We start from the raw sequence: 25,390 nt of genomic DNA on the forward strand, positions 1-25,390 counted from the left end.
TCTTAAAAAGAGGCTATTTTTAATTTATTTAAGAATTAACTTTTTAGTACTTAAAGAATCATCAACTTTAATTTTAGCAAAGTAAATTCCTTTACTGTACTTAGACATATCTAATTCAAATCTTTTTACTGCAAGAGAATTATTTTTTTCTTGTAAAACTAATTTACCTGTAATATCAAAAACAGAAATAGAGAAATCAGATCCTTGTAACCAATTAATGTTAAATACACTACTTGATGGATTTGGTGATACTTCTAATCCATCAATTTCATTAAATTCTTCAACTGGTAAAATACCTGTAATTACTAAATCATCAATTAAAGCTCCTTCTTCATTTGATTGATCATTTGCTAAAAATTTAAACCTAAAGATTACATTAGATTCATTTTTAAATGCAGCCAAATCAAAACTATAGTCATGTAATGTTGCATTTGTGCCTCCAAGAGGATTTGAATCTTCTCCTTCCCCTGTCCATTGTTTTCCTGGTAAGCTAGATCTTCCAGTAGCATCTGAGGTAGCAGAACTATTATACCAATTGGCATCTGTTGAAGAACCAAGAATAGACCAATTTTTTCCTTGGTCAGTGGTGTATTCTACATTCATATAATCCCAATCTTGCTCAATATCAAAAGCCATTTTAAAGCTTAATACTGGGTTTGTAACCAAGGTTAAATCATAACATTTTGTATACAAATAACCAATTGTTTTATCAGGATGATTTCCATTTAAACTAGTAACATAAGCTGCGTTTCCAGAACCAACAGTTGTTAAAAGTGATTTTATTGGCGTTCCTCTTTGCCACAAACCAAGTAATCCAGCGCCAGAACCACTAGCTTCAGTTACTAGATTATCGTTTGAAGATTCGAAAGTATTTACTGTTGTTGGCGTTGCGTTAGAACCATTTATAGAAAATGACACACTGTTAGCGTTGTTTGTAGTATAGGTATCATTATTGATAACAGTTTCTACGTTAAAAGTATGATTTCCTTCTGCTGCAGCAAATGCAGGAATATTTATTTGAGTAGTTTCATTTGAAGCTAAACTACCTGTCCAATTATAAACAGAATTTGCTCCTCCGTCAATATTGTAATTAACAGTAACAGCAGTAATGGTATTTGTACCTTTATTTTGAATTGTAATAGTTGGAGCAAGAGAACCACAACCTGTAGAATTATTTATTGGAGAATCAATAGAAACTAATTTTACTTCATTTTCGGGGAAAGAATTTGTAATGTCTGAAACCCAAACTCCTCTTCCATAGGTAGCAATTACTAACTTAGCTTCTTTTTCATTAATCTCTATATCTCTAACTGCTGTATTAGGTAAATTATTGTCAAAAGTTACCCAATTGGTTAGTGTATCATCAATATAATAAACGCCTAAAGTAGTTCCTAAATACACTCTATTATCCTTATTACCAGCATGATGTCTTAATACAAGTTTGTTGTCATTAAAAGGTAAGTTTCCGTTAATATTTGTAAATGTAGGATTCGCATCATGTATGTTTGTGGTTTTATATACAGCTCCATTAGAAACCAACCATGCTACATTACTATCATTATGACTTATTTCTATTGAGTTTATCGTTGAAGTACTATATATTTTGGTAAACGTTACTCCAGCATCTATACTTTTAAATAAATTTCCTTCTCTAGAAACATAAATGTTTTTCTCATTATTTGGGTCAATTTCAATAGTGTATAAATCTCCACCAAAATCATGATTTGAAACTTTAGACCAAGCTCCATCAACTAATTTGTATAAGCTGCTATAACCTGCATAAAGATTCCCTTTTCTATCAGCAACTAAAGGAGTTACCCATCTTCCGCCACTATCGTTTGTGCCAGTTTCAGCAGCAGGAGCATCAACAGAACTAGTTCTTGTTAACCCACCATCTTTAGATTCGTATAAAGAAGCGCCGTATTGTATAAAACCAAAATAATTTTCTGGATCAAGTGGATTTATTGCACAATCCATTCCGTCTGCTCCATGATAAACACTCCATTGATTACTTTTTAAGGCATAACCCCCATTATCTTGAAGCCCACCAACAACATTACCTGAGTTTTGATTTGCTACAGAAATTTTATAGAACTGCCCAATTGCTAGATTTTTTGTTAAGTCTGTAAAACTTGCGCCGTGGTTTGTTGAAACATAAACACCACCATCTGTACCTGCAAAAAACTTACCATCAATAAAATCTAAAAAATGAATATCTGCATGTGTATATGAAGGACTATTTGGTGAGCTCCAACTATTTATTGCTGTAAAATTATCTCCTCCGTCAGTAGATTTCCAAATATTTAAAACTCCAACGTATAAGGTGTTTTCATCTGTATCAGAAACCGTAATATCTAAATCGTACCAAGACTGTGATCCTCCAAAAATATCATCAGTTTCTGCTGTTTTAGTAAAACTAAAGCCACTTGTCGTAGATTTATAAATTCCGTTAAAACCATTCTTAGTTGAACTACCATTCCAACTAACAAAATAAACGAGATTAGGATTTGCAGGAGTTACAGCTAAAGCTATTCTTCTTGAATTAGTAAATCCAGTTATTTGAACTGCAGTGAATGTATTTCCTGCATCAAAAGATCTATATATTGTGTTAGATGTTGCTGCATAAAAAATTGACGTAGCTCCTGAAGTACCTGGTTTTCTTTTTAGGTCAGTAATATTTTGATTTAATGTTCTTGTCCAGCTTGCTCCACCATCGGTACTTTTATGAACACCAGTACTTGTTGCAACAAGTACTATTTCTGGATTTGCACTATCAATAAAAATGTCATTCATAGAACTTGGGTTTCCTGCCATTGCGCCAGTACTATTCCATGTTGTTCCACCATCTATAGACTTCATAACTCCAATTGCAGACGAATCATTTGCATCATCATCTCCAGTTGCTATATAAATAATATTAGAATTTGTTGGGTGAATTGCAATTCCAGATACACCAATTTGAGGTAAAAAATCGTTTAATGGTTGCCAATTAACACCAGCATCGGTAGATTTCCAAATTCCACCTGCCGGAGCACCAACATAATAAGTATTTGCGTTACTTGGATCTACAGCTACAACATTAATTCTTCCTTGGCCAGAAGACCAAGAAGCAGTATTTGTATGTGAAAACGGACCTAGTGAAGTCCAATTACTTGTGTCGTTTGCATTGTTTTGTGCAGATGCGTTCATTTTATTTTTCTGCTGCCAGGCATCTATTTTTTGAGCAGTAGTTTTTAATGTTCCGTCAGGATTAGTATAAAAACCACTTTGGTATTCCCATCTTTTAAAAGGTTTATATCCACTTCCTTTTTTGTATCTATCAATCGTAGAAAAGTATTTTTCTGCAGCATTAGAGATATCATTCAATGTAATTTTTCCTTTCTTTTTTAAATTACTATCAGTCATCCATGGTGCGTTATCTTGATAGTTTTGAGAAAAACCTAAAACTGGAATTATAAATAATAAGTAAAGAGTAATTTTTTTCATAATTGGTGTTTTTAAAAGTGTTTAATCAATATTGTCTATATCTTCTTCTACTTCTAGTTGAGAATAGATGGTGTTTATTTTAGAGTTTGTTGCAGAAAAAGCTGCGATAATTTTGTTTACTTGAGTATTTACTTCATCTGCTGTAATAGCTGGTATAAAGGTCATGTCTTTTAATCGAAGAACTTCGTTTTCTAAAACATTTATTCGTGTCCTAAAAGATAAATTTAGTAGTTCTTTAGGTCTAATACTATCTTTTAAATTCTTAACTATTTCAGATAATTTTAAAGCATTATTTAAAGCTTCATTCGCAGAAATAGATGAAAACTGTTTTAAGTTTTTTGTAACTGATTGATATTCTTTCCAATTCGCAATTTTGTTTTTTGAAACAGTTTCTAGGTCCAAAGCAGCATTGTGTTTCTGAACAATATTCATATCAGATTTTTGAACCCTAGATTCTTGATCAGTACTAGTATTCTCTTTACAAGACAAGAAAATTAAAAAAAAGAGAATAAAAAAAATACGCATACTTAAAATATATTTGTAAAAATACATTTTTTTAGGATTGTTTATTTGACTTTAACATTTAATTTTAAATCAATAAAAACATATTTTTTGTTCTTGTATCTAAGAAAGTATAAATTATGTACTTTTGTTTTACATATTTTTGATTTATAACGAATGAGTGATACCATCTTAATTATTGGAGCTTGCGGGCAAATTGGCTCTGAACTTACACTAAAACTTAGAGAGATCTACGGAAACGATAATGTGATAGCATCAGATATTAGAGAAGGAAAACAAGATTTGATGAGCTCTGGTCCGTTTGAAATTTTGGACGCAACAGATAAAGAAGGTATTTTAAAAGTTATTCAAAAATATAAAATTACTCAAGTGTATTTAATGGCAGCAATGCTCTCTGCAACTGCAGAAAGATTTCCGCAGAAAGCTTGGGAATTAAATATGAACTCTTTACTCGGAGTTTTAGAATTGGCAAAAGACAAACACATAAAACAAGTATATTGGCCAAGTTCTATTGCTTCTTTTGGACCAACATCACCAAAAATAAATACACCACAACAAACCATCATGGAACCAACAACTGTTTACGGAATTAGTAAATTGGCTGGAGAACATTGGTGTAATTATTATCATAGTAGATATGGAGTTGATGTTAGAAGTCTTCGTTATCCGGGAATTATAAGCTGGAAAACAAAACCGGGCGGAGGAACTACTGATTATGCAGTTGATATTTATTTTCAGGCAAAAGAAAAAAAATCGTACGAATGTTTTTTAAGTGAAAACACACGTTTGCCAATGATGTTTATGGATGATGCAATTGATGCAACCATTAAAATTATGCAAGCAGATGAAGCATTAATTAAAACCAGAACTTCCTATAATTTAGCTGCAATTAGTTTTACGCCAGAAGAAATGGCAACTGAAATTAAAAAGCATATTCCTGAGTTTAAAATTTCATGTAAAAGTGATTTTAGACAGCAAATCGCAGACAGTTGGCCACAGATTATTGATGATGCAAAAGCGAGACAAGATTGGAACTGGAATCATAAATTTGATCTTGAATTAATGACTAAAGAAATGCTTAAACATCTTACTTAGTTTATTGACAATTATCAGTATTTATTAAAAAAAGCAATGTTACTTTTGTTACAATTTATAGCGTGTAAGATTTCTAAATTTACACGTCTAAAAAGTAAAATTTAAAGGATACATGAACACGATAATTAAAGATAGTTTGGCAAAAAGTTTGTCGTACGAAACCTATAGAAAAACGGTTAGCGATTTGTTAGAAGAAGGCAAATCTACTGGACCAGAACAATCTGCAGATTTACTAAATTACAGTACTTTAAACGATGCAAGAATGAATCGTTTAGACAAAAAAACAACGCTTACTAATGCTACAATTGAAGCTTTAAAAAACACAAAAAACAAACAAACTTGGTTGTTAATTACAGAAGGTTGGTGTGGCGATGCAGCTCAAATTGCTCCGGTAATTCATAAGATGAGCTTAGAAAGCGATAAGGTAGATTTAAAAGTTGTGTTGCGTGATGAAAATGAAGAGTTGATGAATCAATTTTTAACAAACGGAGGAAAAGCAATTCCGAAATTAGTTGTCTTAAATGAAAATGATGAGGTAATTTCTTCTTGGGGACCAAGACCATCAATTGCTACAAAAATGGTAAATGATTACAAAGAAAAACATGGTGGTTTAGACGATAATTTTAAAAAAGAATTGCAAGTTTGGTACAACAAAAATAAAGGCGAAAATATTCAAGAAGATATCGTTGCTTTTTTAGAAAAATAAAATTATAAAGAGTGATAGAAAAGTCCTTTTGCATTTTGTGAAAGGACTTTTTCTTTTGTGCTATCTTTGCAGTATCAAAACTAAAAAATGTTAGTAGCATATACATCGCTCCCAGAAACTGCCAAGGTTTGGATTTATCCATCAAACAGAAAATTTTACGATTCAGAAATTGACGGAATTCACGAAAAAATAAAAACTTTTTTAGAAAGCTGGAAAGCTGATGATGCAACGTTTCAGGTTTCTTACCAATTGTTATACAATCGGTTTATTGTATTGTTTGCAGATGGTTCGGGTTCGCAATTATCAAATACTGATATTGATACTTCTGTTCAATTTATTTTACAAATCCAACAAGACTACGAAGTGGAATTGTTAGACCGAATGAATGTGTGTTTTAAGCAAGGCGAATTTGTACAATACAAAGAGTTAAAAGATTTTAAAAAACTGGTTAAAAATAGAGCCGTTACCGGAAAATCTATTGTGTTTGATAATTTAGTAACAACTAAAGAAGAATTTGAAAACTATTGGGAAGTACCCATTTCTGAAAGTTGGTATGGACGTTTTTTAAAGTAAGCTGAAATGAAGCAACAAGGAATAAAGAAAAAAGTGAAAAATGTAACTAAATTGATAATGTTATTTATGATCATTAGTTGCTCAACATTAAAGAAAAGTGTTGATAATCAAAATGACATTAAGAATATATTGGAAAATATAATTAATAAAAATCAAGTTTATTATAAAACTATAATTAAAGATTTAGGGAAACCAATAGATTATTACATTGAGCCACATTTATTAGAATTTCATCTTTGTGGTTCTGAATTAAATAATGATTTAATTACAATTACAAATAATGAGATAGATTCATTAAAAATAGAATTTAGTAATCAAAAGGTTACAATAATTAATAAGTTAGATTTAAACATTAAAAATAATTTAACTAAAAAGCAAAAATTAAATACTAGTTTTATTTCTATGCCAGTTTTATTTAGAAATAATCATTTAGCAATATATTATTCTTACTCTAGAAACGGTGGAGGTTTTAATTTACTGAAAAAGATTAATGGTGAATGGAAAAATATATGTGCGAACTCAGTTTGGATAGAATAATATTATCTACAACCTCTAAATTTAAATTTAGAGGTTGTTTTTTAAAACAAACTAATTCCAATTCCCAAAGAAACACTGTCTAAATTACCGTCTTTAAAATTATCAATTCGTTTGCGATGAAAATCTAATCGAAAGACAAAATTTGTTTTTGAGTAGCTGTCGTTTCCTTGAAAACCAATTCCGAAGCCATGATATTTTCCTTTTTCGAAATTAGAAGAAGGTTTCCATAAATTTCCATAACTACCATTTACAAAGAATTTAAAATCTTCATTGGCAATTAAACTGTACTGTACATTTAGATAAGACGGAATTGCTTGTATTTTAAAACGCAAGTGAAAATCCAATCCAAAATTAATACTAGATTCTATTCGTTTGTTAAATCGATATCCAAATCCAGAACGGATAAATATTGCCGAAAAATCGAGTAAATATTCTCCATCATCAGGTTCAAACAATACGTAGTTTTCATTTAAAGCAAATGTTAAATGTAAATTAGTATTGAAAAATGATCCTTTGTCTTTGGTTTGAGATGTTCCTAAAAATGTTGAAAATAATAGTATTAAAAGCAGAAATTTTTTCATGGTAATTTTTTTTGTTCCGTTTGCAGAAACAAAAACTATTCCATTTCTAAGTTTTCAATAAAAGCATTAATAGAAACTGCTTTCCCTACAGAATAATTGCCAATTTTTGTGCGTCGCAACGCAGATAAATGTGCACCTGAACGCAATGCATTTCCGAAATCAAAAGCTAAAGATCTAATGTACGTTCCTTTGCTACAAGCTACTCTAAAATCAATTTTTGGCAAATCAATATTGGTAATTTCAAATTGGTTGATGGTAATTTCTCTTGTAGCAATTTCGGTAGTTTCTCCTTTTCTAGCCAATTCATACAAACGTTTTCCGTCTTTTTTGATTGCAGAAAAAATAGGTGGTCGCTGTTGAATTGCTCCAATAAATTGTTCGGTTGTTTTATGAATCAATTCATCGGTAATATGTTCAGTTGTAAAAATTTCGTTTACTTCGGTTTCTAAATCGTAACTCGGCGTTGTTGCGCCAATAGTAAATGTTCCTGTATATTCTTTAACTTGACCTTGATATTCGTTGATGTTTTTGGTTTGCTTTCCTGTACAAATAATTAACAATCCAGTTGCCAACGGATCCAAAGTTCCTGCATGACCAACTTTAATTTTTTTGATATTGAAACGTTGTCTAATGTGCCAACGAATTTTATTTACTGCCTGAAAAGACGTCCATTCTAATGGTTTATCAATCAGTAAAACTTGTCCGTTTTTGTAGTCTTCTCCAGTCATTTTTTTTGTAATTCTGTGTCAGGTCGAGCGGAGTCGAGACCTCTTAAAAATCTCTCGACTCCGCTCGAGGAGACATTTTTTTAATTCATTAAAGAATAACCAATTGCAATAACACCAACAACTGCACAATAAATTGCGAAGTAAGATAATTTACTTTTCTTCACTAAAGAAATCATCCAAGTACAAGCAAATAAACCAGCAATAAATGCTGCTAAAAATCCGGCAGACATTGGTAAAATTTCTGCGCTTTCAAAATTGATTTCTCCGCTCATTAAATCTTTGGCAATTTTTCCAACAATTAACGGAACCACCATTAAAAATGAAAAACGAGCAGCTTTGTTTCTGTCAACACCTAATAAAACAGAAGTAGAAATGGTTGCGCCAGATCTAGAAATTCCTGGTAACATGGCAATTGCTTGCGAAACTCCAATGATTATTGCATTTGTAAAAGATACTTTTTTGTCTGTTTTTTTTGCTTTATCAGCCAGTAATAATAGTAAAGCTGTTACAAGTAGCATACAACCAACTAATAAAATTTGTCCGCCAAAAAAAGCTTCTAATTCTTTTTCAAAAAGGACTCCAACAATAACTGCAGGAATCATAGATGCAATAATTTTTAAAGAGAATTCAGTTTCATCATTCCATTTAAATTGAAACAATCCTTTAAAAATTTCTGCAACTTCTTTTCTGAAAATAACAATGGTGCTTAATGCAGTTGCAAAATGCAATACAACAGTAAACGTTAAACTTTCTTCGGGCACAGAAGTATCTCCTAAAATGGCTTTTGCAATTTCTAAATGTCCGCTAGAAGAAACTGGTAAAAACTCGGTTAATCCTTGAATAATTCCAAGAACAATTGCTTCGATAAAATCCATTCTTATTTTTTAGGTTTTGCTAAAATTGCATAAATCTCGATTCCTAACCCAATAATTACCAAAGTTGGGGCTAATCGAATGCGTCTCCAATTGTAAATTTCTTCATTAAATACATTTGGGTCTTCGCTTCCGCCGCCAGCCATTAAGATAAATCCCAGGGCAATAAAAGCAGCACCAATTAGCATGATGATATAATTTCTTTTACTAAAAAGAAATTCTGGTTTTGTATTGTTTTCTTTCTTGCTCATATTAATAGTATAATTCGTCTGTTTGTAGATTTAAAAAACGTTGTGTTGCAAAAAAAGTACTTAGCCAAGTAATTAAAAATGCCACCACTAAAACGCCGCCAAATAAATAACTTAACAAAACATAATCGTTAAGTAATTGCAAAGCTGGTATGTATTTATTTGTGTAGTAAATAACGGTTCCTAAACCAATTAATGATATGATAGAACCAATCAATCCTAATTTTATTCCTTGTAAAATAAAGGGTCTTCTAATAAAGCTTTTTGTTGCGCCAACCATTTGCATGGTTTTAATATTAAAACGTTTAGAATAAACTGATAAACGCAAAGCACTGTTGATTAATAAAATGGAAATCAAAGCAAAAAACGCACTAACAATTAACAGCCAAAAACTCATTTTTTGAATGTTTTTTGTTAAAAATTGAATCAAAGGTTTGTCATAAGAAACTTCTAGAACAAAAGCATTTTTCTGAAATCTTTTTTCGATTTCTGCCATTTTTTCTGGCGTAACATATTCGGCTTTTACGTATAAATCAATTCCGTTTTTTAAAGGATTTGTTCCTAAGAACTTTACAAAATCTTCTCCTAAATCTTTGCTGTGAGTTTTTGCAGCTTGTGTTTTAGAAATGTATAATGTTTTTTTTGTGAATTTTTCTTTTGCTAAAGAAGCTCTTAAATTATCGATGTTTTTTTTAGTAACATCGTCTTTTAAAAACAAGGTCATTGCCGTTTTTTCTTTTACGTGATTGGCAACACTTGTAGATTTTAATAAAATCAACCCTAAAACGCCAACCATAAATAATACCAACGAAATACTTACAATTACAGAAAAGTAAGAAGAGCGTAATCTTCGTTTTTGATATTTATCAAAAGATGTAGACATAAATGTTGTTGAATTCTAGCTCGCAATATAATAATTAGTAAACAGTTGACAGTAACAGTTGGCAGTATTTTAACTAATCAATTTCTTGACACAATTCTATTAAAACGCCGTTGGTGGTTTTTGGATGTAAAAATGCAACCAATTTATTATCTGCGCCAAGTTTTGGTTCTTCATTTAAAACGGTAAATCCTTCAGCTTTTAAACGCGTTATTTCTGCTTTAATATCTGAAACTGCAAATGCAATATGATGAATTCCTTCGCCTTTTTTATCGATAAATTTTGCAATTGGACTTTCTGGATTTGTTGCTTCTAATAACTCAATTTTATTAGGACCAACATCAAAAAAAGAAGTTTTAACACCTTCGCTTTTTACCTCTTCAACTTTATAATGTGGTTTTCCAAAAAGTGCAGCAAATAATTCATTTGATTTCTCTAAATTTTTTACGGCAATTCCAATATGTTCAATTTTGTCCATTAGATCGTTTTCTATCCATCAAAAATAAACATTCTTTTGGGAATTATGCGTAAATTTGCAGCATGGAACAAACAAATAGACAGAAAAAAATTGCTGGAGTAATTCAAAAAGACTTAGTTGATGTGCTTCAGAAAGCGGCACAAGACGGAATGAAAGGAACTATTATTTCGGTTTCTAAAGTTACTGTTACTACAGATTTGAGTATTGCAAAAGTGTATTTGAGTATTTTTCCATCAGAAAAAAGAGACGAATTGGTAACAGGAATTCAGTCTAATACTTCTATGATTAGACACGAATTGGCAAAACGCACAAAAAATCAGTTGCGTAGAATGCCAGAATTATCATTTTTTGGAGACGATTCTTTAGATTATATCGAAGAAATTGATAAATCTTTAAAAGGTGAAGATGTAAACCCGATTAAAAACCCAGAAGTATTACCAAGACGTCAAAAACGTTAATTTGTTTGCTTCACAACTTTTTTTGCAGTTAGTTTGTATTGATTTGATACAAAAATTGTGAATTTTCCTTTTTACATAGCTAAGAGATATGTATTCGCCAAAAGCGGAAACAATACCATTAATATTATTACCATTATTGCATCTTTTGGTGTAATTGTTGGTTCGTTGGCGTTGTTTATTATTCTTTCAGGATTTTCTGGTTTTAAATCTTTTACCAATAATATGTTGGATTATTCTGATCCAGATATAAAAATTACGGCAACAAAAGGAAAATCATTTGTAGTTTCAGATTCAATTACTTCTTTTTTAAAATCATCCGAAGAAATTAAAGCATTTGCAAATGTTGTTGAAGAACGTGCCTTTTTACAATACAAACAAAGAGATCAAATTGCATACGTAAAAGGTGTGAGCGATAATTATATGTCGATTACAAAAATAGATTCTACTTTACATATTGGTCAGTGGTTAGATCCAGAATTTATAAATACCGCAGTTATTGGTTTTGGCATTTCTGATAAATTATCGTTAAGCATTTTAAATTTTGGTGAGCCGTTACAAATTAAAGTTCCGAAAGCTGGCGAAGGATTAATTTTAAGCGCAGCTTCTGCATTTAATTCTGCTGATGTTCAAATATCTGGAGTCTATACCGGAATGGAAGAATTTGCAAATAAATATGTGTTTGTGAATTTGAGATTGGCGCAAAAACTATTGGGTTATGATAAAAATGAAGTGACTTCAATTGAATTGCGATTAAACGAAAATATTGATTCAGATGATTTTGCTTCCGACTTACAAAATGCTTTAGGAAATAATTTTACAGTAGCAACAAAAACACAGTTTAACGCCATAACCTACAAAGTTTTAAACACAGAAAGATTGATTTCGTATTTAATTTTTACGTTGATAATTATCATTGCATTGTTCAATGTAATTGGCGCAATTATAATGATGATTATTGATAAAAAGCAGAACTTAAAAACGCTTTTTAACTTGGGCGTTACCATAAAAGAAATAAAGCGAATTTTTGTATTACAAGGATTTTTGCTAACACTTTTTGGATTGTTTATCGGGTTGTTAATTGGTACAATTTTGATTTTATTACAAAAACAATTTGCCTTTTTTATGATTACACAATCGATTCCGTATCCAGTAGTATTCCGATTTATGAACTTATTTATTGTGGCAATTACCATTAGTATTTTAGGATTTATCGCTTCAAAAATTGCAAGTAGCAGAATTTCTGCTAACTTTATAGAAAAATAAAATTCATGAAAAAGAAAGTATTCCTCGTGCTTTTTTTGGGAGCTACAAGCCTTGTCTATTCTCAACAAAACAATAATAATCTACACGAAATTTTTGATTCAGAAGCTTTTGAAATTATGGTTCCTGATACTTGGAAAGAAGTTGAGCCCTATTATCCTTTTAACTGGGTAAAACAATATGTTTTAAAAGATTCTTTATCTAAAGGGTATTTTAGAATTGGACAATTTGAAATTAAAAATTCAAACCGTTCTAAACTGAGAAAAATTGTCAATACAAGAAATCAAAATTTAAAAAAAGCGAGATATAAAAAGTTTTCGAGTACAATAAAAAAGAAAGAATCTAATTTTGAAAATCATTATGTTTTAAACACTTCTTGGAGAAGTTGGCAAGACAAAAACGTTACATTAAAACACACAACGGAATATATTCAAAAAGATAATATAGTTTATGTTTTAAGATATTCAGACAGTACATATTCTTCATCTTCATTTAATAATGATGTTCAAAAAATGATAGCATCTTTTAAAATTAAAAGAAAAGCAAAAGGCTTATTAATAAAGAAAGAAATTCCAAAAAGCGAACTTAAAAATCATTTTAAAAAATATACATTAACTGTTCCAGAAAATTGGTATGGTTTTATAAGTGAAACGGGCGATTTACAATTTGCACCTTATGAGTTTGATCATAAAGAATATACAAGAAATAGAAATGTATTTTTTGTTAAAGAGTATACAGATAACGATTTTTATGGTGAAAATTTATTAGAATTTGTTCAAAAGAGATACAAGTATATCAATAGTTTTTACAGAAAACTAAAAACAACTAGAAGAAAAGCAGCTCATAATAAATATGGTAATTATTTTTTAATTCAATATTCAAATCGGGTAATGGTCTTAAATAATAACAAATTAAGTTCCACAACCGCAACAGTAGCGGAAGCAATTATTGTTTACAAAATGAAGAAATATATATTGACATATTATTTTGAGAATAGCTACTTTAATGATTATGTGAAACAAGTAAATGAAATGATAAACTCTTTTGAAATTAAAGAATGATGAAGAAAATATTTTTATTACTTATTTTATTAACCATTGTTAGTTGTACAGCTTCAAAAAAAATAATAGAAACTCCTGTAATTAAAACACTTAAAAGACCAGGTTTTGAAGTGAAGCACATGAGTAATTGGTTTGTTGGAAAAGTAAGAGGAAAAGACACCATTAAAGTTGTTTTGATTTCAAAAAGGGAAAAATCATATTCGCCATTTTTTATTGTAGAATCAAATTATTTTATTTTAGAAAAAGATTTATCATCAAAAGAATTATTAAGGTTTATTCTAGAAAATGATTCGCAATTAAGAAATGATAAGGAATTAAAATTTAGAGTATCAAAAAATTATATAGAGGCGATTGGTATTTGGAAACAAGGGAAAAGCTTCAGAAAAAAGAAAATAAGATATTATAAACTTAACAATTCAATTTTTAGAGCGGAGTATAGCAGCAGTATAAAGCATTTTGATGAAAATGAAAAAGAAAAAAAGTTGTTTTTTGGAAGTTTAAAGTTTAATTAATCATTGTATGAGAAAAGTAATTTATAGCTTATTTCTTGCTTTATTTATTGGTTGTACAACAATCAAGAATGTTAAAAAATTTACGATTCCACCTGTTCAACAAGAAATGTTAGATAGTATTTCTTTAGAAAAAGAAATGAAAACATATACATTAGAGATTCCAAAAACGTGGTATTCCTACAAAGAAGTCCATGGTCATATAATGCATTCACCAAAAGTGATGCAAAAAAGGAATACCAATTTTTATGCAAATAATTTATACGTTACAGAACTTTCTCAAAAAGAAACGAAAGCAAAAAGTATTGAAGTGCTTTTTGAGTATTATCATCAAAAAATGAAAGGATTTTATCCAACAATTGATTTTATTCCACAGAAATTAAATCACAAAAAATATGGTAAATACTATCTAATTAAATATGGAAATTTTTTTGGAAATAAAAATCGGCCAACTACACAGATAGATATTTTATTTCATTATAAAAATAGAAATTTTGAGTTAAGATATATTTCTGAAAATAAATATTATGATGAGTTTATTAAAGATGTAGAAAATATTGTGAAGTCTTTTAAGATAAAAGAGCCTAACTAAAATCTGGAATTACAGTATCACCAAATTTTTCAAAAACTTCATCAAAAGCAGCAAAAACATCATTTGCATCATCAGAAGTAACCATTTTCATTCGGTATTCTTTAAAATGCGGAATTCCTTTAAAATAATTGGTGTAATGTCTTCTCGTTTCTAATACTCCCAACGTTTCACCTTTCCAATCAATTGCCATTTTTAAATGTCTGCGTGCAAGTTCTACACGTTCTGCAATTGTTGGAGAAGCCAAATGCTCGCCCGTTTTAAAGAAGTGTTTTACCTGATTAAAAAACCAAGGAGAACCGATTGAAGCTCTGCCAATCATGGCGCCATCTAAACCATAAACATCACGCATTTCCATTGCTTTTTCTGGTGATGTAATATCGCCATTTCCAAAAACCGGAATGTGCATTCTTGGGTTGTTTTTTACTTCTGCAATTGGTTTCCAATTAGCATTTCCTTTATACATTTGCGCACGTGTTCTTCCGTGGATAGAAATTGCTTTACAGCCAACATCTTGCAAACGTTCGGCAACTTCTACAATTCTGATAGAATCTTCGTCCCAACCCAAACGTGTTTTTACGGTAATTGGTAAATTGGTGTGTTTTACCATCGCATCGGTTAATGAAACCATTAAGTCGATGTCTTTTAAAATTCCAGCTCCGGCTCCTTTAGAAACCACTTTTTTTACAGGACAACCAAAATTGATATCAATAATATCTGGATTTGATTTCTCAACAATTTCAACGGTTTTTAACATCGATTCTAAATTGGCACCAAAAATTTGAATTCCAACCGGACGCTCTTTTTCGTAGATGTCTAATTTCATCACACTTTTTGCAGCATCACGAATCAATCCTTCAGAAGAAATAAATTCTGTATAGACAACATCAGCACCATTTTCTTTGCACAAAGCTCTAAATGGTGGATCACTAACATCTTCCATTGGTGCTAACAACAACGGAAAATCTGGTAATTCTATGTTTCCAATTTTAACCATGGCGCAAAGATAATTTATTATTTAGCATAAAAAAACCTCATAAAAATTTATGAGGTTTACAGAACTTATAATTGGTTATTTCTTTTTCAAAATTTGACTATTTTTTTAATGATTGTTCCTTTATTGGTATCAATTTTTAACAAATACATTCCTTTTGATAATTGATGTACATTGATAGATTTTTCATTACTTTTTAAAACTATTTTTCCTGTTAAATTAGTAATGGTTGCTTTCTTATATTCAACTTGATTTGATAATTCAATAGTTAAAATATTTCTAACAGGATTTGGGTATACTTTTAAATTTTTTAAAATAACGTCATCTACCGATAAAACATTTTGCCTACAATCTGTGCTGCTATTTGCAAAGCTGTTAGCTACATCTATGTTCCAATTATTTAGATAAGGTGCACTTTTATCATCAACCAAAATACAAGTAAGTTTTGAGGTTCCTGTTGAAATGAAAGAAGTAATTGCTTCATTTTTTCCGTTTTTAATACTTAATGTAACCAAATCTTGATTGTTATTAATATCAACAGTTTTTAAATTTTCTAAAAATTCTAAATTTAATGTTTCAAAACTATTGTTACTAAGTATTAAGTTTTCTAATGCCAACGGAGTTGTACTTACAGTTTTTGTTGTGTTGCTATTTTTACTTAGTAATTCTATGGTTAAACCTGTTAACGGACTTAAATCTGAGATTCCGTTTCCAGAAAGGTTTAAAGTGGTAATTTTTGTGAATGCTTGTAAGCCATCAACAAGTGTAATTCCCTTATTGCTTAAGTCAAGTTCTCCAACAAAAGCAGCAGCTTCTGCAAGTGTTATGTTGCCGTCATTATTTGCATCTAAACCTTGAATTTGCATTAGCGTTGTAAGAATAGTTGGATCTACTTTTATAGTCCAAACATCTGAACAATCTGTACTAAAAGAAACATCTGCATCTGTATGACTAGACCAATTTACATTTGCATAATTAACATCAGCAACTTGCACACATTCTAGTGAGTTGTTCTTTGCAAATAAATTTTCTAAACCAGTATTTGTACTTAGGTCTAAACTGCTTAATTGATTGCTTTCTACTTTTAGTGTTTTTAAATTGGTAGCACCAGAAATAGTAATGTTTTCTAGGTTATTAATATTTGCATTAATGCTTTCTATTCCTGTATTATTTTTAAGTTCAAGTTTGGTTAATCTGTTGTTTTCTATATTGATTAATCTAAGGTTTGGATTAAAAGATACATCTATTTCTGTAATAAAGTTTTCGTTTAAGATTAACCAATCTAAATCTTTTTGTTTGGTTACATCAATTCCAGTCATTTGGTTTCTTGAAGCTATTATGCTTTGTAACTTAGAATTGAAACTTAAATCTATGGTGTTGATGTTATTATCTGCAAAATCTAACTGAAGCAGTTTAGTGTTTTTACTTACATCTAAACTTGTTAAATTGTTATTAGCAAGGTACACGTATTTTAAATTTACGTTTTTAGTAATATCTAAATTAGAAACATTATTACGTGATATATTTATGTTTTCAAGAGCAGTAAAATCTTCTATACCTGTTAAATCAGCAATGTTTTTGTTCTCTAAATTTAAAGATGTTAAGCCGCTAATATTTCCTTTGTTTACAAAATTATCTAATACAGTATCTCTACCTAAATCTATTAGCGCTTGCTCAAAATTATCATCAGGAACATAAGTAATAGTAGCAGTGTTAACATTGTTATTTTTATATACCTTAACAATACCTGCATTTGTTTCGGTTGTACCATCTACATAATTATAGAATAGTGTTTTTTTACCATCAGTACTAATATTAGAAAAACTATGATAGACAGAAATACCATTTCCTGGACCTTCTAAATTTTCTCCTTGTTGCAACCATTGTCCGTTTTTAAATTGATAAAAAGCTAAAGCACCAGGATTATTAATGGCAGATGTTTTATGAAATTTATTATAAATACCAATAATATTTCCATACCCATTTAGACTTACTTCGCTAGATCCATTGGCAACTCCTCCTCTTACTTTTAAGTTATTGCCAACTTGTGTCCAGTTGTTGTTATCTAATTTATATACTTTAGTGTATCCAAAATCTCCTGAAGAAGAATAATTTGTACTCAGAGCAATAATTTCTCCATTTCCACTAATACTAACACTGCTTCCAAAGCGTTCTCCTATGTTTTGTCTGCCTTCTATTTTACCACCTAACAGTGACCACTGGTTGTTGGTAAAGATGTAAACAGATACTCTTCCAGTATAGGCTGTTTCAGTATCATATTTGTTTTCACCAACTATTAGGATATTTCCATCATCACTTAAATCAATATCGTTTCCAAAATCTGAACTGCCATGCGTATTATGAGAAAAATACTGTTCGCCGTCTGCCAAACTAGTTCCTTTTTGTACCCAATTTGTGTCTGTAAGGTTATAGATTTTTACAAATCTATGTAGCGTATCATCATTATCATCTCTAAATCCTCCTGAAAAAGCAAGTATTGTGCCGTCTTTATTTAAACTTATTTTGTTTAAACCAACTGTATTTACATTATCTGTATTGTTATGCGTGCGCACAAATACATTCCCTAAACTAAAATAAGCGTTATTTGTACCTTCTTTATAAACTGTTATTTTAGTTGTATTTTGGTTTGTAGAAGAGAAAGCAAACACTTTGCCATCTCTACTCATTTCTACATGATATGGATTTATAGAGTTTTCTGTATCATCATTAAAATCTTCTTTTAAAAATACTCTAGACCAAGCATCATTATTGCGTTTAAATACTTCAACTAAATTTTTATAACCAGAAGCGTCAAACGGCCTACTTCCAACAATTATAGTATTTCCATCGCCACTCATAGCAGTTCTATAACCAAACTGCTGGTTTTCAATTGTTCCAGAAAGAGCGTCGCCAACTTGTTCCCATTGGGCAAATAGGTTTACTGTAAAAAAGCAAAGTATAATAATGTATAGTTTTGTTTTCATGACAAATGATTTTAAGATTGTAAATCAAAAGTAGCATCTATGTACAATGAAAAGGATTACTTTTTAGTGAAGTAGGGTTGTTTTTTTAGTGAAATAGGCTTTTTTAGAAAGCTAAGAAATCTCTTTAAGAGTTGTTAATAAATCTGTTCTTCTTGCCTCACTAACGGGTAATTCAAAATCTTTAATTGTAATTATTCTTTTACCAACATTGGTTATTTTTTTAACATTTACCCAATAAGATCTGTGTGGCATAAAAAAATAATTAGCCTCTAATTGTTCGTGTATTTTCTTAAGTGTATGCGGAACTAGGAGTTTTTTATTTGTAGTTTGGATGTAGCAATAATTATCAAAAGCTTCTAAAAAAAGAATGTCTTTTTCAGAAACTCTATGTGTAATTCCGCTAGATTTTACAGTAAGTATTGCTTCTTTATTTTCTAAATATTGATTCCAAACAACGCTAATACTACTCCATAAGCCAGAAGTTGTAAAGGGTTTTACCAAATAGCCTAAAGGCGAAGTCTTTTGGACTTCAGATAAAGTTAACGGATCTGTTTGTGCCGTTAAATAAAAATAAGGAATAACCAATTTGTCTAATTTTTTCGCAAATGTAATTCCGGTTTCAGCTCCTTTTAATTGAATATCTACCAAACATAAATCTGGTGGATTTAAATTTAAAATAACATTTGCTTTTTCTACAGTTTTAACCACACCAACAACATCAAAACCTTTTTCTTTAAGAAGATTTTCGATGGTTTTTGAAATAAATGGATCGTCTTCTAAAACTAAAACTCTATGCATTGATTTCTGAAATTAGAAAAGTAAGATACAAAGAAAATTGATTTTCAGAAAAAGATTGTTTTTCTGCATCCAATCTATCAATTAATATGTCTATTAATTCGCTACCATAATTTTGAGTTAATTTTGAGGTGTTTTCAATTCCGTTATCAAACATTTTAAAATGGATTGTGTTGTCTTTTTCAAAAATATCAATTGATATTTTTTTATTGGTATCACTACTTTTCCAAGCGTGTTTTATAGAATTTGTAGCTAATTCGTTAATTAATAAACCAATTGATGTTGCTGTTTCTACATCTACAATTATAGGTGATACTACTTGTTTTATATTTAATTTTTCAGAAGCATAAGAAGTTAAAATTTCTTGTACTAAATCGGTTACATAAATTTTTAAGTTTACGCCTAATAAATTGTCTTTAGCATACAATTGTTGATGCAAAACAATCATAGAGTTTACTCTTTGCACAGCATTTTCTAAAGCTTTAATAGCGCTTTCCGCTTTACTTCCTTGTGCTTGTAATTGCAATAAACTACTAACCATTTGAAAACTATTTTTTACACGATGATGTGTTTCTCTTAACAACATATTTCGCTGATTTAATAGATTTTCTAATTCAATTTTATTTTGTTTTAATTGTTTTCTTTTTTTACTATTTTTTTGCAGTAAAATGGCAACAAAAAGCAATGAAATAAATGCAAAAACCGAAATGTAAACCCAAAGCATTCTTTTGTTTTTTTCAATAATAATTTGCGCTTCTTTCTTTTTGGTTTGGTATTGCGTTTCTAATTCTGCAATTTGTTTGTTGTACTTTTTAGAGTTTAAAGAGTCTTTAAGTTCTAAAGATTTTTGTTGGTATAAAAAAGCATCATTTGTTTTGTTTAAAAACACAGAAACCTTAACCATAGTTTCATAAAAACTATCTAAATATTCTAAACTTTTTTCATCTTTAAAACTGTTTTTAAATGCAGCTAAGTATTTTAAAATGGTTTTTTTATCTTTTAGTTGTATCGAATTTTTTATCAACTCGCTATAATCTAAATTGTAATTACGCTGCCCTTTTAAAGAGTCTGGCGCCACAACTTTTAAAAGTAAAGGTTGGGCTTTATTATATTTTTTTTGTTCTGTATAATTCTTGGCAATTCTTAAATTGGCAATATTTCTTTCAAATTGAGAAAGTATTTTTAGACTTAAAAAATAATTGAAAGTTGTATTAGCTTCATTGTATTTTTTTAACAGGCTTTGCGCAATTCCTAAGTTAACATAAGCTTTTGCTTCTGCACGGGTTCCTTTTATGTATTTGCTGGTTGCAGTTGCTTTTTTACCATATAATTCGGCTTTTTTATAATCTTTTGTAGCAATGTACATTATGCACAAATTATTATATAAAGACGATACATGTTTTTGCTGATATTTCTCAGCAATTTCAATAGCTTTAAAATAATTTTCTGATGCTTTTGAATATTCGTTTTTTACTTCTTCTAAATATATCCCTTTAATTTCTAGGTTTAAAATTTCGCCAATTGTAGATTTATTTTTCTTAGAATATTCAATGCCTTTGTCAGCAAAATACAAAGCACTATCGTTTTGAACCTCAAAATAATTCCATGCTTTATTAGAAAATGATGTTGCTACAGAATCTGCATTTTTTTGTTGTGCAAAACTGGTAAAACCAATCAATAAAAATGGAATTATTTTTTTAAAGCTGTTCAATATATGTTGGTTTTACTTTTGATTAAAACTGAATAGTTAGTTTTACTTCTTTACCATTTCTGTTTACAATTATTTGCTTTTTATCGCCTTCTTTCGTTTTAGCAAGTGCTTTCATATAACCCATCATGTCTGTGATTTTTTCGCCATCAAACCGAACAAGAATATCTCCTTTATTAACTCCAGCTTTTATTGCAGGTCTGTCTTCGGTTACACCGTCAATTTTCATTCCTTTTCCATCAAACATATAATCTGGAACAACGCCCATACTTACTTTATATCGAGGCGCTTCTTCACTTTCGTTTTTTGTTTTTCTAAATGCTAACTTTCCGTTGTCATTTAAATCAGAAATAATATTAAAAATATAGTTAGAAATGCTGGCCATTCCTTCATAATTTAATGTTTCTGTATCATCACTTGGTTTATGATAATCTTCATGTTGACCTGTAAAGAAATGCAAAACTGGCATATCAGCTAAATAAAAACTTGTATGATCTGATGGTCCAACTCCAGATTCTTTTTGAATCAATTTAAAATCATTGTTATGCGATTTTAAAGTTTGTTTAAAAATTGGAGAAGTTCCTGTTCCGTAAACTGCTAAAGCGTTATCTTTTAATCTACCAACCATATCCATGTTTATCATATAAGAAACAGTTTTTGTATCGATTGTTGCGTTTTTTACAAAATAATTAGAACCTAATAATCCCATTTCTTCACCAGAAAAAGCAATGAAAAGGTAGTTGTTATTAGTGTTTGTGTTTTTTAATTTACTCGCTAAATTTAACATTACGGCAACACCACTTGCGTTATCATCTGCACCGTTATGAATTGCCTTAATAGTATCTCTGTATAAAGAACCATCGCCACCATAACCTAAATGATCAAAATGAGCTCCAATAATTATGGTATTTTTTGCTTTGTTATCTATAAAACCAACTACATTTCTTCCAGTAATTGTTCCGTCTGTATTTTCTGTGAATTTTACTTCATCGTGCGGATGTGTTTTTGGTTTAAAAGTAAAAGATTGATAAAAACCATTTGTTCCTTTAGGTGATAAACCTAACTTCTCAAATCTGTTTTTTATGTACTCCGAAGCCTTTTCTCCTCCTGGTGTTCCTGTTTGTCTTCCTTCTAATTTGTCATCAGCTAAAAAAGAAACATCTTCTTTAATCTTGTTCTCTGGTTTGTGTTCTGTATTGCAAGAAATTAGTAGCGATAAAAAGATTAAAATTATTAAGTTTTTCATTGTTTATGTATTATTTTTGTCAAAAATAACTAATAATTATTAGTTGTAAAATTAAAATAGTATATAATGAAATTAAGAGGTATTTATTTGGTGATTTTTGCACTTGTAATCGTTTCGTGTAAAACAGATAAAAAGGATAAAACAGATGCAAAATCTGGAGCAACAAAAAAGTGGGATACAACATTAATTTACCCAGAAGAAGTGCATTTTAAATCGATGCAACAAATTACATTTGGTGGAGATAATGCAGAAGCCTATTGGAGTTTTGATGATAAACAAATTGTTTTTCAATCGAACAATAAAAATTGGGGAGCAGATTGCGATCAAATGTTTTTGATGAATGTTGGTGAAACGTTTCAAGATTCTAAACCACCAATGATTTCTACAGGTTTAGGAAGAACAACGTGTGCATATTTTTTACCAGATAATAAAAGTTATGTGTATGGTTCTACTCATTTAGGAGGAAAAGAATGTCCGCCAGCTCCATTAAAAAGAGATGGAAAATACATTTGGCCAATTTATGAAAGCTACGATATTTTTATTTCAGATTTAGAAGGAAATATTACAAAACAATTAACTACAGAACCAGGTTATGATGCAGAAGCAACAGTTTCTCCTAAAGGAGATAAAATTGTTTTTACATCTATGAGAACTGGAGATTTAGAATTGTTTACCATGAATATTGATGGTTCTGATGTAAAGCAAATTACTTATGAATTAGGTTACGACGGAGGTGCGTTCTTCTCGCCAGACGGAACAAAATTAATTTTCCGTTCTTCGAGACCAAAAACCGAAGCAGAAATTAAAGAATACAAAGATTTATTAAAAGAAGGTTTGGTGCAACCAACAAAAATGGAACTATACATTTGTAATGCAGATGGTTCTGATTTACGTCAGTTAACAGATTTAGGAAACGCAAACTGGAGTCCGTTTTTTCATCCTTCTGGAGAGAAAATTTTATTCTCATCAAACTTTGAATCTGAAAGAGGGTTTCCTTTCAATTTATATATGATTGATATTGACGGGAAAAATTTAAAAAGAATCACACACGGAGAAACATTTGATGCATTTCCAGTATTTTCTAACGATGGTAAAAAATTAATTTTTTCATCAAATAGAAATAACGGCGGAGGACATGATACCAATTTGTTTATTGCAGAATGGCAAGATTAGCAACGCAGTTGCTTTTTGCTTTGTAACTCGTGAACTTTGCAACTTTGCCGCTTTTTCAATACCAAAAAGCCTATATTTGCAGACCATATTTAGAAATAAGATTTAACGAATGAAGAATATTAGAAACTTTTGCATTATCGCACATATTGATCACGGTAAAAGTACGTTGGCAGATAGATTGTTAGATTTTACAGGATCTGTAACAGATCGTGAAAAGAAAGATCAGTTATTAGATAACATGGATTTGGAGCGCGAACGTGGTATTACCATTAAGTCGCACGCAATCCAAATGGATTATACGCACAACGGAGAACAATATATTTTAAATTTAATTGATACTCCAGGACACGTAGATTTTTCTTACGAAGTTTCCCGTTCTATTGCCGCTTGTGAAGGCGCACTTTTAATTGTTGATGCTGCTCAAAGTATACAAGCGCAAACAATTTCTAATTTATATTTAGCTTTAGACAACGATTTAGAGATCATTCCGATTTTAAATAAAGTGGATTTGCCAAGTGCAAATCCTGAAGAAGTTACAGACGATATTGTAGATTTATTAGGTTGTGATCCAGAAGAAGTTATTCATGCAAGTGGAAAAACTGGTTTTGGAGTTGACAATATTATTGCTGCAATTATTGATAGAATTCCTGCTCCGAAAGGAGATCCAAATGCACCGTTGCAAGCTTTAATTTTTGATTCTGTTTACAATTCTTATAGAGGAATCGAAACGTATTTTAGAGTGTTGAACGGAGAGATTAAAAAAGGGCAAGAAATCAAGTTTATGGCAACTGGCAAAAAATATTTTGCAGATGAAGTTGGTACTTTAAAACTAAGTCAAGTTGTTAAAAAATCTGTTAAAACGGGTGATGTTGGTTATTTAATTACAGGAATTAAAACAGCAAAAGAGGTAAAAGTAGGAGACACAATTACTGATGCTGCAAACCCTACTAATGAAATTATTGATGGTTTTGAAGATGTAAAACCAATGGTTTTTGCAGGGATTTATCCAGTTGATACAGAAGATTATGAAGAGTTGCGTTATTCTATGGAAAAATTGCAATTAAATGATGCTTCGTTGGTTTTTATTCCAGAAAGTTCTGCGGCTTTAGGTTTTGGTTTTCGTTGTGGGTTCTTAGGAATGTTACACATGGAAATTATTCAAGAACGTTTAGAACGTGAGTTTAATATGACTGTTATTACAACAGTACCAAACGTTTCGTATCATGCTTTTACAAAGAAAAATCCTGATGAGATTATTATGTTAAATAATCCTTCAGATTTACCAGATCCATCAAGTTTAGATAGAGTAGAGGAGCCATATATTAAAGCGTCTATCATTACAAAATCTGATTTTGTTGGACAAGTAATGAGTTTGTGTATCGAAAAAAGAGGTGAAATTACCAACCAAACCTATTTAACAACACAAAGGGTTGAGTTGACTTTTGATATGCCATTGGCAGAAATTGTATTTGACTTTTATGATCGACTAAAAACAGTTTCTAAAGGTTATGCTTCTTTTGACTATTCGCCGATTGGTATGAGAACTTCTAAGTTAGTTCGTGTAGATATTTTATTAAACGGGCAACCAGTTGATGCACTTTCTGCGCTTTTACATGCAGATAATGCGTATTCGATTGGTAAAAAAATTACTGAAAAATTAAAAGAATTAATTCCGAGACAACAGTTTGATATTCCTATTCAGGCAGCCATTGGAGCAAAAATTATTGCAAGAGAAACTACAAAAGCGTTGCGTAAAGATGTAACAGCAAAATGTTATGGTGGAGATATTTCTAGAAAACGTAAATTACTAGAAAAGCAGAAAAAAGGAAAGAAAAGAATGCGTCAAGTTGGTAATGTAGAGATACCGCAAGAAGCATTTATGGCAGTTTTAAAGTTGAATGATTAAT

The 25,390-nt window shown here is 30.3% G+C and carries 24 protein-coding genes; 11 read left to right on the top strand and 13 right to left on the bottom strand.

Annotated elements, in window-relative coordinates:
- Positions 1-24: 24 nt before the first annotated feature.
- Positions 25-3,486 (bottom strand): T9SS type A sorting domain-containing protein, encoded by a 3,462-nt coding sequence (locus ABDX67_RS02840; protein ID WP_347173407.1) that lies wholly within the window; start codon positions 3,484-3,486, stop codon positions 25-27.
- Positions 3,487-3,507: 21 nt separating this feature from the next.
- On the bottom strand, positions 3,508-4,038 hold the full coding sequence (locus ABDX67_RS02845) for a hypothetical protein (protein WP_347173409.1): 531 nt from the start codon (positions 4,036-4,038) through the stop codon (positions 3,508-3,510).
- Between the two features lie 126 nt (positions 4,039-4,164).
- On the opposite strand from ABDX67_RS02845, the gene ABDX67_RS02850 reads away from it, so the two are divergent.
- The 4 genes from ABDX67_RS02850 (at position 4,165) to ABDX67_RS02865 (ending at position 6,919) form a co-directional block, all read left to right on the top strand.
- Complete coding sequence (locus ABDX67_RS02850) at positions 4,165-5,103, top strand: NAD-dependent epimerase/dehydratase family protein (protein WP_347173411.1); 939 nt, start codon at positions 4,165-4,167, stop codon at positions 5,101-5,103.
- 112 nt (positions 5,104-5,215) lie between these two features.
- Complete coding sequence (locus ABDX67_RS02855) at positions 5,216-5,809, top strand: thioredoxin family protein (RefSeq protein WP_347173413.1); 594 nt, start codon at positions 5,216-5,218, stop codon at positions 5,807-5,809.
- Between the two features lie 87 nt (positions 5,810-5,896).
- Positions 5,897-6,382, top strand: coding sequence for an ABC transporter ATPase (locus tag ABDX67_RS02860; protein WP_347173414.1), 486 nt, complete (start codon positions 5,897-5,899; stop codon positions 6,380-6,382).
- Between the two features lie 6 nt (positions 6,383-6,388).
- Positions 6,389-6,919 (top strand): hypothetical protein, encoded by a 531-nt coding sequence (locus tag ABDX67_RS02865; protein WP_347173415.1) that lies wholly within the window; start codon positions 6,389-6,391, stop codon positions 6,917-6,919.
- Between the two features lie 41 nt (positions 6,920-6,960).
- Here ABDX67_RS02865 and ABDX67_RS02870 read toward each other — a convergent pair whose 3' ends face one another.
- From ABDX67_RS02870 to mce, 6 genes are all read right to left on the bottom strand, one after another.
- Complete coding sequence (locus ABDX67_RS02870) at positions 6,961-7,500, bottom strand: hypothetical protein (protein ID WP_347173417.1); 540 nt, start codon at positions 7,498-7,500, stop codon at positions 6,961-6,963.
- A 35-nt stretch (positions 7,501-7,535) separates the two neighbouring features.
- Positions 7,536-8,228, bottom strand: a complete 693-nt coding sequence (gene truB / locus ABDX67_RS02875; protein ID WP_347173418.1) for a tRNA pseudouridine(55) synthase TruB — start codon at positions 8,226-8,228, stop codon at positions 7,536-7,538.
- Positions 8,229-8,308: 80 nt separating this feature from the next.
- Entirely contained in the window at positions 8,309-9,103 is a 795-nt protein-coding gene (locus tag ABDX67_RS02880) for an undecaprenyl-diphosphate phosphatase (RefSeq protein WP_347173420.1), read from the bottom strand.
- A 2-nt stretch (positions 9,104-9,105) separates the two neighbouring features.
- Positions 9,106-9,351, bottom strand: a complete 246-nt coding sequence (locus ABDX67_RS02885; protein WP_347173422.1) for a DUF3098 domain-containing protein — start codon at positions 9,349-9,351, stop codon at positions 9,106-9,108.
- 1 nt (position 9,352) lies between these two features.
- Positions 9,353-10,231, bottom strand: coding sequence for a cell division protein FtsX (locus tag ABDX67_RS02890; RefSeq protein WP_347173423.1), 879 nt, complete (start codon positions 10,229-10,231; stop codon positions 9,353-9,355).
- A gap of 73 nt (positions 10,232-10,304) precedes the next feature.
- A complete protein-coding gene (gene mce / locus ABDX67_RS02895) occupies positions 10,305-10,706 on the bottom strand; it encodes a methylmalonyl-CoA epimerase (protein ID WP_347173424.1) in 402 nt (133 codons plus the stop codon).
- A gap of 62 nt (positions 10,707-10,768) precedes the next feature.
- Here mce and rbfA point away from each other — a divergent pair, with 62 nt between their 5' ends.
- From rbfA to ABDX67_RS02920, 5 genes are read left to right on the top strand one after another with little or no spacing between them, the layout of a single operon-like run.
- The gene (gene rbfA / locus ABDX67_RS02900) at positions 10,769-11,164 is read left to right on the top strand and encodes a 30S ribosome-binding factor RbfA (protein WP_347173425.1); all 396 of its coding nucleotides are present in this window, start codon (positions 10,769-10,771) and stop codon (positions 11,162-11,164) included.
- Positions 11,165-11,221: 57 nt separating this feature from the next.
- Positions 11,222-12,427, top strand: a complete 1,206-nt coding sequence (locus ABDX67_RS02905) for an ABC transporter permease (protein WP_347173426.1) — start codon at positions 11,222-11,224, stop codon at positions 12,425-12,427.
- Positions 12,428-12,432: 5 nt separating this feature from the next.
- Positions 12,433-13,485: a hypothetical protein gene (locus tag ABDX67_RS02910; protein ID WP_347173427.1), complete on the top strand. Its 1,053-nt coding sequence runs from the start codon at positions 12,433-12,435 to the stop codon at positions 13,483-13,485.
- A complete protein-coding gene (locus tag ABDX67_RS02915) occupies positions 13,482-13,997 on the top strand; it encodes a hypothetical protein (protein WP_347173429.1) in 516 nt (171 codons plus the stop codon). Before ABDX67_RS02910 ends, ABDX67_RS02915 begins: the two co-directional genes overlap by 4 nt.
- A gap of 7 nt (positions 13,998-14,004) precedes the next feature.
- Positions 14,005-14,586 carry a hypothetical protein gene (locus ABDX67_RS02920; protein WP_347173430.1) on the top strand — a complete coding sequence of 194 codons (582 nt, stop codon included), beginning with the start codon at positions 14,005-14,007 and terminating at the stop codon, positions 14,584-14,586.
- Here the strand turns inward: ABDX67_RS02920 and dusB are convergent.
- The 5 genes from dusB to ABDX67_RS02945 all read right to left on the bottom strand — a co-directional run bounded on the left by dusB (position 14,579) and on the right by ABDX67_RS02945 (position 22,310).
- Complete coding sequence (gene dusB / locus ABDX67_RS02925) at positions 14,579-15,580, bottom strand: tRNA dihydrouridine synthase DusB (RefSeq protein ID WP_347173431.1); 1,002 nt, start codon at positions 15,578-15,580, stop codon at positions 14,579-14,581. The genes ABDX67_RS02920 and dusB overlap by 8 nt on opposite strands.
- An 86-nt stretch (positions 15,581-15,666) precedes the next feature.
- On the bottom strand, positions 15,667-18,561 hold the full coding sequence (locus ABDX67_RS02930) for a T9SS type A sorting domain-containing protein (protein ID WP_347173432.1): 2,895 nt from the start codon (positions 18,559-18,561) through the stop codon (positions 15,667-15,669).
- 111 nt (positions 18,562-18,672) lie between these two features.
- Positions 18,673-19,359, bottom strand: coding sequence for a LytR/AlgR family response regulator transcription factor (locus ABDX67_RS02935; RefSeq protein ID WP_347173434.1), 687 nt, complete (start codon positions 19,357-19,359; stop codon positions 18,673-18,675).
- A complete protein-coding gene (locus tag ABDX67_RS02940) occupies positions 19,352-21,067 on the bottom strand; it encodes a histidine kinase dimerization/phosphoacceptor domain -containing protein (protein ID WP_347173435.1) in 1,716 nt (571 codons plus the stop codon). The genes ABDX67_RS02935 and ABDX67_RS02940 overlap by 8 nt, the downstream gene beginning before the upstream one ends.
- Before the next feature lie 22 nt (positions 21,068-21,089).
- Positions 21,090-22,310 (bottom strand): M28 family peptidase, encoded by a 1,221-nt coding sequence (locus ABDX67_RS02945; protein WP_347173437.1) that lies wholly within the window; start codon positions 22,308-22,310, stop codon positions 21,090-21,092.
- Between the two features lie 66 nt (positions 22,311-22,376).
- On the opposite strand from ABDX67_RS02945, the gene ABDX67_RS02950 reads away from it, so the two are divergent.
- Positions 22,377-23,483 (top strand): hypothetical protein, encoded by a 1,107-nt coding sequence (locus ABDX67_RS02950; RefSeq protein ID WP_347173438.1) that lies wholly within the window; start codon positions 22,377-22,379, stop codon positions 23,481-23,483.
- 109 nt (positions 23,484-23,592) lie between these two features.
- Entirely contained in the window at positions 23,593-25,389 is a 1,797-nt protein-coding gene (lepA, locus tag ABDX67_RS02955; protein ID WP_347173439.1) for a translation elongation factor 4, read from the top strand.
- Position 25,390: the final 1 nt, after the last annotated feature.

The organism is Polaribacter uvawellassae (assembly GCF_039748955.1).
GTDB lineage: Bacteria > Bacteroidota > Bacteroidia > Flavobacteriales > Flavobacteriaceae > Polaribacter > Polaribacter uvawellassae.